General features: G+C 46.8%; 11 protein-coding genes. 6 read left to right on the plus strand and 5 right to left on the minus strand.

Annotated elements, in window-relative coordinates; all coding sequences use genetic code 11:
* Positions 1-38 precede the first annotated feature (38 nt).
* Positions 39-1,430, minus strand: coding sequence for an asparagine--tRNA ligase (gene asnS / locus QUA74_RS08855; protein ID WP_333327107.1), 1,392 nt, complete (start codon positions 1,428-1,430; stop codon positions 39-41).
* A 116-nt stretch (positions 1,431-1,546) separates the two neighbouring features.
* A complete protein-coding gene (locus QUA74_RS08860; protein ID WP_333314790.1) occupies positions 1,547-1,912 on the minus strand; it encodes a DUF2203 domain-containing protein in 366 nt (121 codons plus the stop codon).
* Between the two features lie 115 nt (positions 1,913-2,027).
* Here QUA74_RS08860 and QUA74_RS08865 point away from each other — a divergent pair, with 115 nt between their 5' ends.
* Positions 2,028-2,303, plus strand: a complete 276-nt coding sequence (locus QUA74_RS08865) for a DUF6439 family protein (RefSeq protein WP_333327109.1) — start codon at positions 2,028-2,030, stop codon at positions 2,301-2,303.
* A 245-nt stretch (positions 2,304-2,548) separates the two neighbouring features.
* Here QUA74_RS08865 and QUA74_RS08870 read toward each other — a convergent pair whose 3' ends face one another.
* Positions 2,549-3,037, minus strand: coding sequence for an anti-sigma regulatory factor (locus QUA74_RS08870; RefSeq protein WP_333327111.1), 489 nt, complete (start codon positions 3,035-3,037; stop codon positions 2,549-2,551).
* 697 nt (positions 3,038-3,734) lie between these two features.
* Between QUA74_RS08870 and QUA74_RS08875 the strand changes: the two genes are divergently transcribed.
* Together QUA74_RS08875 and QUA74_RS08880 are read left to right on the plus strand one after the other, a co-directional pair.
* Entirely contained in the window at positions 3,735-4,628 is an 894-nt protein-coding gene (locus QUA74_RS08875) for an alpha/beta fold hydrolase (protein ID WP_333327113.1), read from the plus strand.
* Between the two features lie 143 nt (positions 4,629-4,771).
* Positions 4,772-5,758, plus strand: coding sequence for an aldo/keto reductase (locus QUA74_RS08880; RefSeq protein WP_333327115.1), 987 nt, complete (start codon positions 4,772-4,774; stop codon positions 5,756-5,758).
* Between the two features lie 243 nt (positions 5,759-6,001).
* Here the strand turns inward: QUA74_RS08880 and QUA74_RS08885 are convergent, their stop codons facing one another.
* Together QUA74_RS08885 and QUA74_RS08890 are read right to left on the minus strand one after the other, a co-directional pair.
* Positions 6,002-6,142, minus strand: coding sequence for a hypothetical protein (locus QUA74_RS08885; RefSeq protein WP_333029071.1), 141 nt, complete (start codon positions 6,140-6,142; stop codon positions 6,002-6,004).
* Between the two features lie 108 nt (positions 6,143-6,250).
* Positions 6,251-7,942: a transglutaminase domain-containing protein gene (locus QUA74_RS08890; protein WP_333327247.1), complete on the minus strand. Its 1,692-nt coding sequence runs from the start codon at positions 7,940-7,942 to the stop codon at positions 6,251-6,253.
* Positions 7,943-8,365: 423 nt separating this feature from the next.
* On the opposite strand from QUA74_RS08890, the gene QUA74_RS08895 reads away from it, so the two are divergent.
* The 3 genes from QUA74_RS08895 to QUA74_RS08905 all read left to right on the plus strand — a co-directional run bounded on the left by QUA74_RS08895 (position 8,366) and on the right by QUA74_RS08905 (position 18,361).
* A complete protein-coding gene (locus QUA74_RS08895; RefSeq protein WP_333327117.1) occupies positions 8,366-9,235 on the plus strand; it encodes a DUF928 domain-containing protein in 870 nt (289 codons plus the stop codon).
* 467 nt (positions 9,236-9,702) lie between these two features.
* Complete coding sequence (locus tag QUA74_RS08900) at positions 9,703-11,823, plus strand: ShlB/FhaC/HecB family hemolysin secretion/activation protein (RefSeq protein ID WP_333327120.1); 2,121 nt, start codon at positions 9,703-9,705, stop codon at positions 11,821-11,823.
* A 586-nt stretch (positions 11,824-12,409) separates the two neighbouring features.
* On the plus strand, positions 12,410-18,361 hold the full coding sequence (locus QUA74_RS08905; protein ID WP_333327122.1) for a CHAT domain-containing protein: 5,952 nt from the start codon (positions 12,410-12,412) through the stop codon (positions 18,359-18,361).
* The last annotated feature ends 75 nt before the right edge of the window (positions 18,362-18,436 follow it).

The raw sequence follows: 18,436 nt of genomic DNA on the forward strand, positions 1-18,436 counted from the left end.
TCGCTCCGACTTTAGTCCTCACTACAAACAATCCTCAACTAAAAATCAATACTCAAAGGCGCTCTCGGAAACGGAATCACATCCCGAATATTCCCCATTCCCGTCATAAACTGCACTAACCGTTCAAATCCCAAACCAAACCCAGCGTGAGGCACAGTACCGTAGCGGCGCAAATCCAAATACCACCACAATTCCTCCTTATTCATACCCTGGGCTTCCATGCGCCGCTCCAACACATCCAGCCTTTCTTCCCGCTGCGAACCGCCGATAATTTCCCCAATATTAGGAGCCAAAACATCCATTGCTCGCACCGTTTTCTCGTCATCATTTAAACGCATATAAAATGCTTTAATCTCGACGGGATAATCGCTGACAATTGTCGGCTTTTTAAACAAGTCCTCAGCCAAATAACGCTCGTGTTCCGACTGCAAATCCAAACCCCAACTTACCGGAAAATCAAACTTTTTGTCGGTTTTTTCCAAAAGTGCGATCGCCTCGGTATAAGTAATCCGCTCAAACTGATTATTAATGATATTTTCAGCAGTAGCCAAAACCGTCTTGTCAATGCGCTCGTTGAAAAACTCCATATCTTCCGGGCAACGATCCAAAACGTATTTAAAAATGTACTTTAAAAACGCCTCAGCCAGATCCATGTTTCCCTGCAAATCGCAGAAAGCCATCTCCGGTTCAATCATCCAAAACTCAGCTAAATGTCGCGAAGTATTAGAATTTTCCGCTCGAAAAGTCGGCCCGAAAGTGTAAACATTTCCGAAAGCCATCGCCATAACTTCCGCTTCCAACTGGCCGCTAACTGTTAAATAAGCGCGCTTTCCAAAAAAGTCTTTAGCATAATCAACCTCTTGCGAATCAGTGCGCGGCACATTCTTTAAATCAAAGTTGGTAACGGCGAACATTTCCCCCGCCCCTTCGCAGTCGCTAGCAGCAATAATCGGAGTGTGAACCCACAAAAAACCGCGTTCTTGAAAAAATTGGTGTACCGCCGCCGAACAAGCATTGCGGACTCGAAAGACAGCACCGTGCGTGTTTGTGCGCGGCCGCAAATGCGCGATTGTCCGCAAAAATTCAAAGGAATGCCGCTTTTTTTGCAACGGATAAGTTTGCGGGTCTGCATCGCCATAAACTTGTACTTGTGACGCTTTCAACTCAATTCGCTGTCCTTTCGCCGGAGACGCTACCAGCACTCCCGACACTTCTAAAGATGCACCTGTATTCAGTTGTTTGAGTACGTTTTCAAAGTCTGGTAAATCGGAATTTATGACTACTTGCAAGTTAGCCATCGCCGAACCGTCGTTGACTTCGACAAAGGCAAATTCTTTCAATTCGCGCTTAGTGCGAACCCAGCCTTGAACAGTTACAGTTTCGTCGGGCTCACCTGCGCGCAAAATTGCTGCTATTCGTTGATTTGTCATATCCACTCCTGTTTATTTAATATTTTGCACCATATTTCTCTCTTTTCTCTTCCTCTGCGCCCTCTGCGCCCTCTGCGGTAAATAAAAAAATCAAAAATCCTAACTCCCAACATCCTTCAACCTGCATAGGACTTCAAAATCCAACCGATCAAAATACCGAGTCCCCCAAACCGAACTGCTTGCCAAAAAGGTTGTTTTATGCTTCCCCAAGAAAACAGGCTGCTTTCTAAATTCAACTCGATAGTTTCCAATTCTTGCTCAATTTCCCGCAATTCTTTTTTGAGTTGCGGCAATGGATTTCGGCGCCCCGACTGGCGGATTTCTTCGCGCCGATGACCGAGTTCTACTTGGCGCTGTCGATCGACCTGAATTTGAGTGTACCGTTCTTTGACTGCCGCGAGCGATCGCTCCACTGCTGCGAGCGCTTGAACAAACTCGCTTTCTTGCTCTTCCGGATTTAACTCTGACGGCTGTTGAGGCATTTCGATCTGCAAACCTGACAATAATAAAAAAAACCGATTTCCAATTAAGTTGTTATTATATGCAGTATATTTTTTAAATTCAGAAACGGCAGCCAAATCGCTATAATTACCACCTATGCTTGAAACTACACAAACAACCCAAACTGTCAACCTCAACGAGCTGAGCACGGTAGAACTAGCCCAAGCTCTAGCCGCGCGCCTCGCCATCCACGAAAAAGATTGGCACCGCCTCAAAGCCAACCGTTCAGCGCGGGCCGGAGAGCAAGCTGCGGCCGCTTTGGTCTTTTTGCTCAAAAAACAGCCCGAAGAAGCTCTCCCGCGCTTAAACCAAGCAGCAGGATGGCTGGATCGATCGATATCTGCTCCTCCCTGTCCCACCCACGGCAAATAATTTTGAGTTTTGAGTCTTGAGTTTGGGCTTGATTAGTCGTTCAAAAATTAGACAATCGCGCCGCTCGATCGAGCAGCGCGATTGTGAGTTCAAAAGATTTATACTTTTTTAACTCAAAACTCACATTTTGCATTATGATCAGCTATCAATCGCCAGAACGTTCACATTCTCACTGCAAACTTCAGCCCGAGAACGAAAAATTTTCCACGTCTAGCTGAGGTGAAAACTGCTGCCCAATAGCAGTTCTAGCGCAAGCGAGGCAGTCGGTAGCGACTGGGAAGTTCTTTGCACAGCCGTAACTCTGTACCTTGAGAATTCCACTCTACCCGATCGAATATTTGGTAAAGAATAAACAACCCCCTACCACATTCCTGTTCCACATGAGGTAGTCCAGAGTTATCTGCAACGTCCTCTGCGAGGAGATTGTCGCAATCATCGGTATAAAGGTCACAACTGCAAGGGGTCTTAAAGCCCGAACCTTCATCCGATATCACCCACCAATATTGGTTTTGGACGATCGAAAAACGGACTCCCACAGTTTTACCGGGGTCTAATTTGTTTCCATGCTTAGCAGCATTTACCAAAGCTTCTTGAAGCCCTAACCGCAATTCCGCTTGCCAGTGATCCGGAAGCTCTGCTAGGAGCAGATCCAAAATAGGACACAGGTATAGGGTAGAAGCGAAGCTAATCGTAATCCAATTGCGTCCGACGGGACGAGGTGAAATAGCAATCACTCAGAAAACTCCCTAACTTTCAGGTGGATAAAGTTCACACCCTGCATAGTTGGCTCCCTAATATTCAAAATGCTAATTAATTGAGCGGCGCAGCTCTACTTCTATCTTAGAGTATCAAAGCAATTAAGAACAGCAAACAACGTCACAAAATATTCAGCGATTCTGAGAAACTTCTGCAGAGAACCATCAGTAATTTTACTTATAAGTTCTCCCAGCCACAAAATTTTTGATTTCAGCTTTTGTCAACTCGCAACGCTTAAGTTCGCTGCATCCCCCAAGCCGTCAACACCTCTTGAACAAACGATCCCCACCTGGAAAAGCTCGGAAATAACTATAAAAAAGTCGATCCCTTAACGCTCGCCAATGGCGTTCGACCCTCGCCGCCAACCTTTGCACCGAGCGCCCCAGAGCTATCTCTTACCGCCACACAGCACAATCATCATACCTAGGTATGTTGCAGCCACAACCCGATTTATTTTCCCAAATGCGATCGGGCAAAATATCTCCCCTTGCTGCGCCCCTCACAAAATCAATATTCGTTACAAAACTTATTAAGCCTGAGTGCGGCAGAGCGGCAGCTCCCAACTCGCCCACATTGACCAATCCTTTGCTGGCAAAACCCCGGCCCGTTGGTCAAACTATATAAATCTGAGCGTCGCGATACAATAGTTAAAGTAAATAATTATTTCTTTACATTATGCAAACAACCCCACCTATCACCGCAGCCCCCATAGCCGGCACTTACTGGCAGTGGCGGGGGCATTCAGTATACTACGTTCGATCCAGCGATCGGCATCCCGAACGCCCTCCCCTGCTGTTAATTCACGGTTTTGGAGCGTCCACAGACCACTGGCGCAAAAATATCAGCGGCCTGAGCAAAGACTTTGAAGTGTGGGCGATCGACCTGATCGGATTCGGGCGATCGGCAAAACCCGAATTGCAGTACAGCGGCGACCTCTGGCGCGACCAACTACACGACTTTATCACCACCATCATCGGCCGGCCCGCCGTACTAGCCGGCAACTCCCTCGGAGGCTACGCCGCCTTGTGCGTAGCAGCCCAGCGCCCCGAATCAGCAGCCGGACTGATATTAATCAACAGCGCCGGCCCCTTCAGCGAACCGCAGCCCGCACCTGAAGCCCCGCCCTTGCAAAAAGCCATATCTACGGTAGCTAAAACCTTATTTCAGCAAGATTGGGCAAGTTTTCTGCTGTTCCAGTACGTGCGCCAGCGATCGACAATTCGGAAAACCCTAGAAAAAGTATATCTCGACCAAAGCGCCGTCACAGACCAATTAGTAGAAGAAATTTACCTTCCCTCCTGCGATCCCGGTGCCCCCAAAGTATTCGCCTCCGTATTCCGAACACCCCAAGGGGAAAAAATCGACGTATTGCTAAGTCAATTAAACTGCCGGTTGCTAATGCTGTGGGGAGAAGGCGATCCGTGGATGAATTCCGCAGAAAGAAGCGCCAAATTTCGCAAACACTATCCGCAGTTGACAGAACACTTTATCAAAGCCGGTCACTGTCCCCACGACGAAGTACCAGAACAGATAAACGAACTGATTCGCGCATGGATAATTGAGCAATAGTCGATCGGCACATCGATAATTTTCCCCCGGCCATCTCCTCCCTCGGAGAGGGGGAAAATTATCCGATTTGCAGTAAAAATTTATGTATTGTGCCAACACAAACGCGGTTAATTTCTCTCACATATTCTGAGGAGACGGAAACAATGACCCGCAAAAAGACTCGCCGCAATTTTATATTGAGCAGTATAGCTGTTGCCAGCGGCATTGCAGGTGCTAAGGCGATCGAACAGCAGGATCGGGAAATCGCAGTCGCACCCAATAACCAGGGGGCCGCCACAGTAAAAATGCCAGAACGACTGTTAGGCAACACCGGCGTGAAAGTGCCTATTTTCGGTTTGGGAGGGGCAGGACAAACACCGCTGTCGCAGCCGGGAAGAGAAGCAGAAGCAGCGACGCAAATTGAACGCGCGATCGAATTAGGCATTCGCTATTTTGACACGGCGGCCGAGTACGGGCCCAGCGAAGAAAACTTAGGCAAAGTTTTGCCACCATATCGATCGCGCCTATTCCTAGCCACAAAAACCTCCGCCAGAGACAGAGACGGCGCGTGGAGAGACTTAGAGCGATCGCTCAAAAGATTAAAAACCGATCGGTTAGACTTGTGGCAACTCCACCACGTCTCATTCCAAGCCGAATTAGACCAAATTTTCAGCACCAAAGGAGCAATAAAGGCGATCGAAGAAGCCAAACAGCAAAAAATAATTCGTTTTTCCGGCATCAGCGGACACCACGAACCTGCTATCATTGTGGCCGGCTTGGATCGCTATCCTTTTGACACAACATTAATCTCCCTCAACGCGGCAGAAAAACACCATCCGCGCTCCTTTGTTACCAGCGCTTTACCAGTTGCCAAAGCCAAAAACATTGGCGTCATAGCCATGAAAATACCAGCTTACGGCAAATTATTTCAGAACGGTGTTTTAGATGGAATGCACCAAGCAATGGGCTACACGCTTTCACTTCCCGGCGTGCACTGCTGCGTCATCGCCGCCGACTCAGTAAAGCAATTAGAAGAAAATTTTAAAGTCGCCCAAGCATTCAAACCCCTGAACCAAACAGAAATGGCAGCACTTGAAAAACGCACCGCCGCCGCTTGGCAAGAAAATACATTTTTCCGACAGTGGACTTAAACTTCCCAATCCAAAATCCCCTTTTTCATCTGTGTTAATGGTGTTGTGTTTATTATGGCGCGGGACGCCCGTGAGTCATAGTTTTGTATGAAGACTCAAGTCCTCACTACAAAATTCTAACGGTTATTTTTACGGAACTTGATATCATCTGCGGTGAAAATATTTCAAATCACAAAACACGGCGACCTGGTTGGGTCGCCTTGTTATATATCATAAAAAATGCGATTTGTCAACAGCAAACCGCTACTTTTTTTTCCGTTTAGCCTTATCTAACCGCCTGCGATCGCGCCATTCAACCGCTGTCAAATAAGCGACCCCGCCAGTCACCGTCAGCAGCAGTACAAAAGCCACTAAAACGAGAATATTAGCAATCGAAAATTCCACAACGTCTCTTCCTCTGATTTTACATTTCCTATTTTCGATTTTAGATGAAAAATGTTAATAGTTAACAGTTGAATGTTGACGGCTAACTCTTAACTATTAACACTCCACTCAAACTGCTGGCAAATCTTCCAAAATTGTAAACCTCACATGATTAATTGCCAGAGTCCCCACGGAAACATCCTCCTTGTTTAAAGGAAGACCGCCGCTCGTGAGACTTTGAAACCGAATTCCCTTGCCAATTTCTACGTGATACCAAGCCAAACCCATAAAAAATCGCAAAGGATAAGGGCCTCTGTCTTGAATATCATCAGGATTAGATTCCATAGGCACCCAGCCAAAACCAGGAATGTAAAATTCCAGCCAAACGTGATTGAAATCTGGCTCCAGCGACACACCTTTTCTGTCAGCAAAAGCCGGACACTTGTAGCGCCCGATCGTGCGGCAAGCAATCCGGTTCAACCTAGCCAAAGCCAACAACAACCCCACGTACTCGCCGCAAGAACCGATGCCGCGGCGCAGCACAATATCGGGAGTGTCAATGTGAGGTCTAATTCCGTAAGAAAGTTGATCGTAAACAAAATTACGAATGCTCAGTAACTGCCTCAGAATATTAGTTTCTGAGCCAATGGCAGCCACAGCAGCCGATCGCACAATCTCTGTCTCCATCGCCAAATTGTCATTATCCACCAAATACTTAGCTGCAAACTCCGGCGACAGCTTCGGACTCTTTTCGACATCCCGAGGCGACAACTGATACTTAATCGATCGAACTTCTAACAATGCCTTCCAGCCAAAAATTCGGCGTTCCCCAGGGTGCAGCCGATCAAACTTAAACACCGCCACCCGTTCCCCTTCCTGAATTTCCTCAGTAAAAGGCATTCCGATGGGCGTAACACTCCTTACCTTTTGCCGATGAGTTTCCGAAGGCAAAGCAATCCGCCACTCCAAATTTTCGATTTCTACCTCATCGAGAGGAGACAGTTCCTCCACATAAGACATTTCCATCAAAAAACCGTTTGACAGAGCGTAGCGCTCGGCTTCATTGTAGTGAAAATACAAAGGCTGAATAAAAGTGCGATCGCGCTTCGTCACTTGAAAAGGATCTTCCGAATTCGGGTCATCCCGGATGTAAAGTTCATCCCCGGCATAAGCCACGTACAGAACCTCCTCCCCGGTTTCGGAATCCTTGTGAAAAGCCAAACCAGAAGGCGACTCAAAGGGAGTCAAAACGCTAAATTTAATCTCCCCAGTTCCCCGTTCCAAACAGTAAACAGTTTGCTCAGTTTTGTCGCAAACCCAAATTTCCTCATCCCGGACTGTGATATTTTCCACCCCAATACCGGGAGCGTAAAACCGAGTAATTTCCCGACCAGTTTTCAGGTCAAAAACCAGAATAGATCCCAATCTTTGGCAAGTGACATAAAGCGTAGATTTCCAAACAGCAATCCCGTCAGCAGGATAAGAAAGTGAAACAAAATGTTCCGGTTTGAGTTCAGCGATCCCGCCGTCCCGAATTGCGCTCCGACAGCAACAAATATCCTCATCCCGCGCAAACCAGAGACTATCTTCCGAAATAGCCAGCCCGGTTGCGCCTGCAAACTTAGCCGTTTGATAAGGATTCAAAACAGTAGTGTTGTCACTTTCTCGATCGATCTCCAATAGCAGCCCTTCGGCGCGATCGACAGCGAACAACCTATTTCCTAAAAAAGCAATGCCGTGCAGTGCCAAGACTCCGATGGGTCTGACCATCCGCAGCCCCGAAGGCTGTTTGTCCGAGAGAAAAGGTGAATCGAGATTCATGCTAAATTTCTTGCCGGTATTGTACAGAAAACCTGATATGTAACTTGTAGCCGATCGCTTGAGGTTCACCAGCAAAATTGCCGAGTTTCCTGATATCCAGGACTGACGCATCAACCTGGTGTTTTTACGAAAATAATTCGTTTTAGCCTCTTGTCTGAGTTAAAAAACCCGGAATATTAGCCTGGGTCAAAGTTGGGTTTAACAAGCTCAACCCAACCTGCTGCCGTCAATGCAAGTAAGTATAACTACTAAGCTACCACTGAAAAACGCGACAGAGAATTCTATGTTGATCAGAACGACCAAACTAATCGTATCTGCCTAAAGATATAAATTAAGTACAACAGATTACTAGATTCGCCAAAACCTTGGGTAGAATAAAACCGTGCGATAAAGTTCTTAGGTTCATCAGAAGGCAGGTTCGTCATGGCTTTGAAGTCTGCTCTAAATATCGGTGTCTTTTCCTTAATTCTGTCTTTAGAGGCAGTTGCCGCCGGTAGTTTCTTAATACCAGCAGAGGCTCTCAACAGCCCCGCAAACAGCCTCCAGCACCCCTCACGACCCCAGATACCCCTCAACTGGCAAACAGTTCAACCCCCTGAACCAAGCGGAACCAGACCGAACAGCGAGCAATTGAGATCCGCGTGGAATAGCTTTCAACCGCCACAGGACGGAGTACCCGGAAGGCGGGAAGGGGGAGGAACCCGCGGCTTAGAATGCCCCACGGCCACAACTGCTTTAACTGCCTTAATTCCCCAATCAACTATGGGGCAAACCATATCAGCAACACCGACATTTTTCTACTACCTTCCCATAGCCCTCGACAAAACAGTTCAGTTTGAGTTAGCAGACGAAAGCGACAAAACACTATACAAAAAAAGTTTTCGGATGGTAACTAGCCGTGCTGGTATCGTTAGCGTCCGCCTCGACTCTGACGGCAACTCGCCAGCCTTGGAAGTTGGCAAAAACTATCAATGGTACTTTACTATCAAATGCAACCCAAAAAACTCTACAGATGATGTTCTCGTTTCCGGGTGGATCAACCGCACCGCACTCGCCCCAACCGTGAAAACAGAGTTGGATCGATCGCCCGATCGTCGCGCCAAGCTCATCATCTTCGCCCAACAAGGTCTCTGGTACGAGTACCTGGCAACTCTAGCTCAATTGCGCCTGGAGTCTCCCAGCGATGCCAGTTTAGCGCTCAAGTGGTTAGAAGTGTTGAACTCAGTCGAACTCGGCAAAATCGCCCAAGAACCCTTAGTCGCAAGTGAGTTAACACCCATAACAAAAAAATAATTCGACATTAGCTTCACAAAAGAATGCAACCCTAGGCCCGTACCCCAAACCCTGATAGCCATAAGTCAGTCGATTTTAGATTTTAGATTTTAGATTTTAGATTTTAGATTTTAGATTTTAGATTTTAGATTTTAGATTTACTTGCTGCATTGAATCTGGGAGCACGAACAAGAGTCTAAAATTTTAGGATCTACACTGATGAGCGTTCGGGGTACGGTATCCGTTTTTGGGCGAGTCATTGCCAAATCTCAAATCTCAAATGGTATGACTTTTGCACGGCATACAAAAAACTCGGTTTCGAGCGGGGGTGTTTGGCAGCGCCAGAGATGATTTTTGCCTGTTCGGGGTTTTTGGGTCGATCGTCGTAAATAAATGAAAATTTTTGTGCTAATGAGCCGGAACGGCTCGCTTGCCTATTGAAAGCCGGACTGGGGAAATTTTTATTGTTAAATTGCGCTCAATACTAAATGATAAACTGGCAGAGTCAAGCAGCATACCAACTTATTTTAGACAAAATATTAATTATGCGCCCGAGTGCAAATATTGCAATATTTCGGTTGGCGATTTCACTTCTGACTGGACTCCCCATCGGTTGCTTTTATGCCAATAAAGCTATATCCCAAACCAACGATATTTCTCTGTTGCCCGTCGCCGCTGACAACTCAGCAGATACGGGCAATGAAGTATTAGCACTGCAAAAACTGGAAATCAATCAGGATGAAACAGCGACCAACTTAAATCAGCTTCCCGATTCCATCGAGACCAACCCTGAACCAGAAACACAATCTAACCCCGCCGATAACAGCCAAGATGCTTGTTCCACAATCGATGAAACTGCTTGTGGTGCGGGCATCTTGCCCGAACAAACAAATCTGGTTGACAACGATCCCCAATGTCAGAACCAGCTACATTGCAATCATGTTTTAGCCCAGAACCCACCCTCGCCACCTCCAAACCTGCCACCGCCGCCGACGGAGCCCGATCCAAATCGCGATCGATTTCTGCAACCCGCCCCCCAGCCTTCCCCAGAACCTCCCCCAGTACCGCCCACAGTAGCGCCGAGATCCCCGTCGCCAGTTCCCCCAACGCTGCCGAATACACCAATTGAGGTGCAGAAAATTCAAGTAGTTGGCAGCACAATTTTAAGCCAAGACGAAATTAATGCCTTAGTCAACCCGTTAGAAGGCCGTTCTACCACCCTAGAACAGCTCAAACAAATCGCCGACAAAATTACCGAAATTTATCTCAATCGTGGCTACATCACTTCGAGAGCCGTCTTGCCGCCCCAAACTATCACCGCAGGGGTAGTCCAAATTCAAGTGATTGAAGGCAAGCTAGCCCGAATTGAGGTAGAAGGAACTAAAAGATTGAATCCAAGTTACATCCGCAGCCGGATTCGACTCGGTGCCCGAATGCCTTTAAGCACAGCTTCCTTAGAAGACCAACTCCGGCTGCTGCGAGTCGATCCTTTATTTGACAATGTAGAAGCCAGCCTGCGGGCTGGGGATAATGAAGGCGAGAGCATTCTGATCGTCCGAGTCTCAGAAGCTAATCCATTTCAACCTACTTTCAGCATTGACAATTACTCGCCTCCCAGTGTCGGTTCCGAAAGATTGGGAGTTAGTTTGCGGCACCGCAATATAACAGGAAATGGCGACGAACTTGCAGCGGCTTATTACAGATCGATCGGCGATTCAGACGTGTTTGATTTCAGCTATCGCGTGCCGCTAAATGCGATGAACGGCACTTTGCAATTGAGGGCGGCACCGAACCGCAACAGTATTGTACAAGAACCTTTTGATAGTTTTGATATTTCGGGAAAATCGCATTTATTTGAAGTTAGTTACCGCCAGCCGCTGCGGAGAACCCCGATCGAAGAATTTGCCTTGTCTGCTGGTTTTACTTATCAGACAGGCAGAACTTTTGTCGCTGGCGAACCGGTTTCTTTTGGCATCCGCGAGGAGTCCAAGGGTGTCAGCACTACGAGCGCAATTAAGTTGGGACAGGACTACATTCGGCGCGACCCGCAGGGTGCTTGGGCCGTGCGATCGCAATTTACGATCGGCACTAGCTTGTTTGATGCTACTCAATACGAAGGTTCTGATCCCGACGGACAATTTTTTAGCTGGCTGGGTCAAGTGCAGCGAGTACAGCGATTGAATGACAAACATTTATTAATTTTGCAGGCTGACTTGCAGTTGTCAGCTAATAGTTTGTTGCCTTCACAGCAATTTGTAATTGGCGGCGGACAATCTTTGCGCGGCTACCGCCAAAATGTCCGTTCTGGCGATAACGGCTTCAGAGTTTCGATCGAAGATCGGATTACTTTGCAGCGCGATGCTTCGGGAAATCCCAAACTTCAATTAGCTCCCTTTTTGGATGCGGGTACGGTATGGAACGTTGCGAACAATCCTAATAAATTAACCAATCAAACATTTTTAGTAGGTGTGGGTTTGGGGGTAATCTGGGAACCGATACAGCGGGTGAACCTGCGCGTAGATTACGCTTTTCCTTTGGTGAGAATTAGCGATAAAGGCGACAATCTGCAAGATAACGGCATTTACTTCAATATAATTTATACACCCTAAAGGGACTTACTGATATCTGGCACTATTGTCAGCAACAGGCAAGATGCCTGTTCCACAAAATATAAATTTTCTTGTGGAACAGGCCGGAAAGCCTGTTCATAAAAGGCTAATTGAGAATGGTGCAGCATATGAGGACTTAGGCACTCGCGGTGTCCTGACTGGGGGTAATATTAATTCCCATGCTACCGGAGTTGATATTAGAGCCAGGTAGCTGTCCCTTGAGAAAAATCCGCTCGCTTTACAAACCACAGTCAGCCCGTCAAAAGATAATAACATCGACGAGCAAACGCCCCGCCGCCGATCGATTCAAGTTACATCCCTTAACGTCCTTGCCTCACCCTTGACGCAGCCAATGACAGACAACGATTATGAAAAATGATAGAGTTTCTCTTTAACATAAATAAATTTTTCTGACAACTAACGGCCAGCCCATCTTAATTTTAATGACCTCGATAAAAAAAAGAGCCAACGCTAAGCAGATTTGCCTATCCAAAAAGCAACTATAGCTTTTGGCTTTTACGGATTCGCTAGAGAAAGGTTTAGTTGACCCCCCTCTCCCAATTCTTAACTCTCCCAAAAAACAATTATGCTGCCAGATAAATACCGAAAAGTGCATCGCTGTCTCCCTCTGGTGATGGGAGTTGTATTCGCTACTACCTACAGCATCCCCATCAGTGGCCAACCCAGGATTCCCACGCCATCCCAATCACCGGCAACAGAAAACCCAGGCGCATCAGGAACGCAGCAACCCGTGCAAGCATTTGGCGGGCAAATCGCCATGTTTGTGGGGCATGAGGGGAGAGTCAGAAGTGCAGTATTTAGCCCCGATGGTCGCCAAATTCTCACCGCCAGCCAGGACGAAACCGCCCGCCTGTGGGATACTAAAGGTAATCTCCTCCAAGAGTTCCGGGGTCATGAAAAAGAGGTAACAAGTGCGGTCTTTAGCCCCGATGGTCGCCAAATTCTGACTGCCAGTGAGGATGGAATTGCCCGCCTGTGGGATACTTCTGGCAATCTCCTCAAAGAATTACGGAGGCGTGAAAATCATAGCCTCTCCAGTGCAGCATTTAGCCCTGATGGTCGTCATATTCTCACCATTGGTAACTTTTCAGATAAAATCCGGTTGTGGGATACTTCTGGCAATCTCCTAACAGAGTTACAGGGGCATAAGAAAAGGAGAAGTGGCGTACAAATTCCCCAAAGAGCCGTATTTAGCCCTGATGGTCGGCAAATCCTTACTGTTGGGTCAGATGGAACCGCCCAGTTGTGGGATATTAAAGGTAATATTCTCAAAGAATTTCAAGGGCATCAGGATGAGGTCCTTAGAGCCGTATTTAGTCCCGATGGCAGACAAATTCTCACAGCTAGTGTAGATAAAACCGCTCGCCTGTGGGATACCAAGGGTAATCTCCTGGCACAGTTTAAAGGACATGAAGGGGCAGTCTTTAATGCAATATTTAGCCCTGATAGTCAGCAAATTCTCACCGTCAGCAAGGATGGAACCGCCCGTGTTTGGGATCTTAAAAGTAATGCGATCGCTTTATTTGGGCAGCATGGAGATTCAGACTGGAGTTCTGTATGGACTGTCACAGGATTTAGCCCTGATGGTCGCCAAATTCTTACCAGTAGTCGAGATGGAACTGCTCAAATTTGGGATACCAAAGGTAATTTGCTAGCAAAGCTGCGGGGGCATAACGATATAGTTAAAGCAGCATTTAGTCCCGATGGTAAGCAAATTCTTACTATTAGTTGGGATAAAATCGCTCGCCTGTGGGACGTATCAGCTTTTCTGTCCGCTCGAACCGAACAAATAGGTGCTAGGGAAACCTTGCAGCAAGGCGTATCTAAAAATAACGCTCAACTGGCAATATTCCAGGGACATAAACAGCGTGTCAAGAGTGCGGTATTTAGTCCTGATGGTAGGCAAATTCTCACCGCTAGTGATGATAAAATTGCACGTTTGTGGGATACCAAAGGCAATCTTTTGGTCAAATTCCAGGGACATGAGCAAGGAGTCAGCAGTGCCATATTTAGCCCCGATGGTCGCCAAATTCTCACTGCTAGTTATGATGGAAACATCCGGTTGTGGGATACCAAAGGCAATCTCCTCCAAAAGTTCCGGGGACAAGGCATTCGAGTTACCAGTTCAATATTTAACCCTAGTGATAGTCGCCAAATTATCCCCAGTCAAATTGTTAGTGCAGTATTTAGCCCCGATGGTCGTCTAATTCTCCTCAACGATAGTTCTTATCCTGCCAACCTATGGGATACCGAAGGCAATCTTTTAGCACAGTTGCGGGGACCTGATGGGATACATGAATTGCGATTGATAGTTAATAGTGCAGTATTTAGTCCCAATGGCAAGCAAATACTCACCGCCAGCGTAGATAAAACAGCCCGGTTATGGGATACCAAAGGTAATCTTCTCAAAGAGTTTCGATTAGGGAATGAGGAGTCAGCCAACAGTGAAGTAATTAGCCCCTTTGAGGATGAGGGGTCAGTTAACACCGCAGTATTTAGCCCCGATGGTAGCCAAATCCTCACCGCCAGTAATGATGAAACAGCCCGCCTATGGGATATCAAAGGTAATCTCCTAGCCGAGTTCCGGGGGCAGAAAGAGCAGATCGAAAAAGCCATATTTAGCCCTGATGGTCGTCAAATCCTCACTACTGGTATAACAAACGCCCGCTTATGGGATATAAAAGGTAATCTCCTCGCTGAGTTCCGGGGACATGAGAAAGTCGTCAACAGTGCCGTATTTAGTCCCGATGGCAGTCAAATCCTCACCGCCAGTTTGGATGGAACTGCACGAGTATGGGATACCAAAGGCAATCTCACGGTCGAGTTCCGCGGACATGAAAGAGGTCTCACAAGTGCAGTATTTAGCCCCGATGGTGGGCAAATTCTAACCGCCAGTGAGGATGGCACCGCTCGGTTATGGGATTTATCAATCGCTCGCGCAGCCCAAGCCGAGCAAACAGCTTCTCTACAAAACTCTCAGGAAAGCGTATCTAAAAAGAACGCTCAACTAATAGAGTTACAGGAAGATAAATATGGGTTCAGCCGAGCAGTATTTAGCCCAGATGGTCGTCATATCCTCACTAGCAGTCATCAAATCATTACTATCGATCCCACTACCATTAATAAAATAGCGAGCATTGATCCCACTAGCAGTCATAGAATCGCCCGGTTATGGGATACCAAAGGCAATCTGTTAACTGTTTTTCCGGCTGATGTCGAAAGCGCCGTATTTAGCCCTGATGGTCGGCAAATCATCACCGCCAGCGGTAAAACTGCTCGCCTGTGGGATAACAAAGGCAATCTCCTAAGTGAGTTTCAGGGCCGTGAGCATAGAATCAAAAGTGCAGTATTTAGCCCGGACGGTCGTCAAATCCTCACCGCTAGTATGGATAAAACCGCCCGTCTGTGGGATACCAAAGGTAATCTCTTGGCTATATTCCAAGGACATCAAAGTTATGTCAACAGTGCAGTCTTTAGTCCCGATGGCAGCCAAATCCTCACCGCCAGTTTAGATAAAACCGCCCGTCTGTGGGATACCAAAGGTAATCTCTTGGCAGAGTTTCGGGGGCATGAGACGAGTGTCGAAAGTGCAATCTTTACCCCAGATGGTCGCCAAATTCTCACTCTAGGCAGTGATTTCCACGGAAATGCCCGCCTGTGGGATACAAAAGGCAATCTCAAAGCAGAGTTTCGGGGGCAGAAAAATGTAGATAAAGGTTCCAGTCACGATGAGAGTGCAGTATTTAGCCCCGATGGTAGTCAAATCCTGATCACCAGTAACGATAGACTTTCCCGCCTATGGGATATTTCTGGCAATCTCCTAGCAGTATTGCGAGATCATGACAGTTCTGTCAACAGCGCCGTATTTAGTCCCGATGGCCGGCAAATCCTCACCGCTAGTGAGGATCAAACCGCCCGTTTGTGGGATGCAAAAGGCAATCTTCTAGCGATATTTCGAGGACATGAGGATGGGGTCAACCATGCAAAATTTAGCCCTGATGGTCGCCAAATCCTCACTGTTAGTAGTGATAGAACAGCTCGCCTGTGGGATTTATCAGTTGGGATAAAAGTTTCTGCTGCTGAAGTAGCATTTATGAAAGGAACCCAACTTTCTAGCCAAAGCACAGTCGAATCTAAACAACTTGCACTGGCAAAGTTAGAAGAAGCCGTCGCACTATATCGTGCAGATAGAAACTACGCCCAAGCCACACGCACTCTCCTTTCAATCGGTAAAATTTACGCCCATTTCGGACAATTTCAATCTGCCCTAGACTCCTACAACCAAGCATTACTCTTATCAAAACAAGCCGGTGCCAAAGCCGAAGAAGCCGCTATTATCAACAGTTTTGGTCAACTCTACACCGATTTAGCTGACCCGACAAGCGCCCTGGATTACTATAACCAAGCATTACCCCTGTTTTATCAATTAAATGACCAAGCGGCAGTCGCCAATACCCTCAACAACATTGGTGATATTCACGCTGCTACAGGAAACTGGAAAAATGCCCTAGACTCCTACAACAAAGCCCTAGTCATCTCCCGACCCGCAGGTAATTTAGCAGCAGAAGCTACTGCCTTAACTGGCATTGGTAGCACCTACATCGCTTCAAAAAAATGGTCAACTGCCCTGAATGCCTACAACCAAGCCCTAAAAATCTCCCAACACTTAAACGACAAAGTAAAAGAAACCACAGTCCTCAACCAAATGGGGAAAATACAAGCTGCTTTAGGTCAGAATTCTACCGCTCTTAAAAACTATAACCAAGCTTTATCTGTATCCCAACAACTCGGTTACAAAACAGAAGAAGCGCACATCATCTACAATCAAGCCATCTTAAACCAACAACAAAATAACCTCACAGTTGCCCAAACCGAAATCGAAACCGCAATTAATATTATTGAAAACCTCCGCACTCAAATCGGTAGCCAAGAACTGCGCCAGTCTTACTTTGCCCGCAACCAAAATTATTATCAGTTTTACATCGATTTGTTTATGCAACTGCACCTGAAAAATCCAGATAAAGGTTACGACGCACAAGCCTTTCATGCTAGCGAACGTGCTCGTGCCCGCAGTCTACTTGAACTCCTTAGCGAAGCCAGCGCAAATATTCGCCAAGGTGTTGACTCGCAACTGCTAGCACAAGAACAAAATTTGCAACAACAACTCAGTGATTTTCAGCATCGCAAATACCAAATTATCATCGCTAAATCTACCCAAGAAGCTGTGGATGAAATTCAACAAAAAATCGACACAGTTCTCAAGCAACTCGCTCAAATAGAAGCTAAAATTCGCGCCAGCAGTCCTCGTTACGCTGCTCTAAAATATCCCGAACCTCTCAACTTGCCACAAATTCAACAACAGGTACTCGATGACAATACGCTACTTTTAGAATATTCTCTGGGTGAGGAGCGCAGTTATTTGTGGGCGGTGACGAAAACTTCTTTCACCAGTTACGAACTCCCTTCTCGCACCGAGATTGAAGCCACGGCTAAGAATTTCCGCGATACTTTAACCAAAGCCACCACGAGAACCTCTCCTCAAATGGTTGCTGAATCTGCTGAACTTCTGAGCCAAATGATCCTCGCTCCGGTTGCTTCTGAGTTGGGCAACAAACGCTTGCTAATTGTTGCGGATGGAGCCTTGCAATACATTCCTTTTGGCGCCCTTACTCTGGAAAAATCTGAAGCGCCGCTAATAGTTAAGCATGAAATTGTTAATCTGCCTTCTGCTTCAACTTTAGCTATTCTGCGGCGGGATATGGCGACTCGTCAACCGGCTCCAAAGGCGATCGCATTGTTTGCAGATCCAGTTTTTAGCACTGACGATGAACGGCTCAAAGGCACGAGTACATCGCCGGTAACGAAGAATCAAACTGTTGAAAATCTGCCAGTGGAAGCGCAACAATTACAGAGATCTGCCTCAGAGGCCGAAATTTATTGGACTCGCCTACCTTTCTCGCGAACTGAAGCTGAGCAAATCCTGGCTTTGGTACCCGATGATTTGGAAAAACAAGCGTTTGACTTTACGGCTAATCGTACCACGGCAACCAGTCCCGATTTATCTCAATATCGCATTGTTCATTTCGCTACGCACGGATTTGCTAATAGCAAACATCCAGAATTATCGGGATTGGTGCTTTCTTTGGTTGATGAGAAAGGTACGTTACAAAATGGTTACTTGCGACTGAATGATATTTTTAATCTCAATTTACCGGCCGAATTGGTGGTGCTGAGTGCGTGTCAGACGGGTTTGGGAAAAGACATTAAGGGAGAAGGGTTGGTGGGTTTGACAAGAGGGTTTATGTATGCGGGGGCGCCACGTGTGGTGGTTTCTCTGTGGAGTGTTGAGGATCAAGTAACTTCTGAGTTGATGACACGATTTTACAAAAAAATGCTCCAAGATAAGTTGGCGCCTGCTGCGGCATTGCGATCGGCGCAAATCGAAGTGCTACAGCTTCCAGAATTCCAATCTCCTTATTATTGGGCTGCTTTTGGGCTGCAAGGAGAATGGAATTGAGTGCGCTTCTGCGTGGGAGAGGGGGAGAAAGTGGGGGAGTGCGATATGAAGAAAATATTTCCTTCTTACTTCTTC

The organism is Microcoleus sp. LAD1_D3 (genome assembly GCF_036702135.1).
In the GTDB taxonomy this organism is placed as follows: domain Bacteria; phylum Cyanobacteriota; class Cyanobacteriia; order Cyanobacteriales; family Microcoleaceae; genus Microcoleus.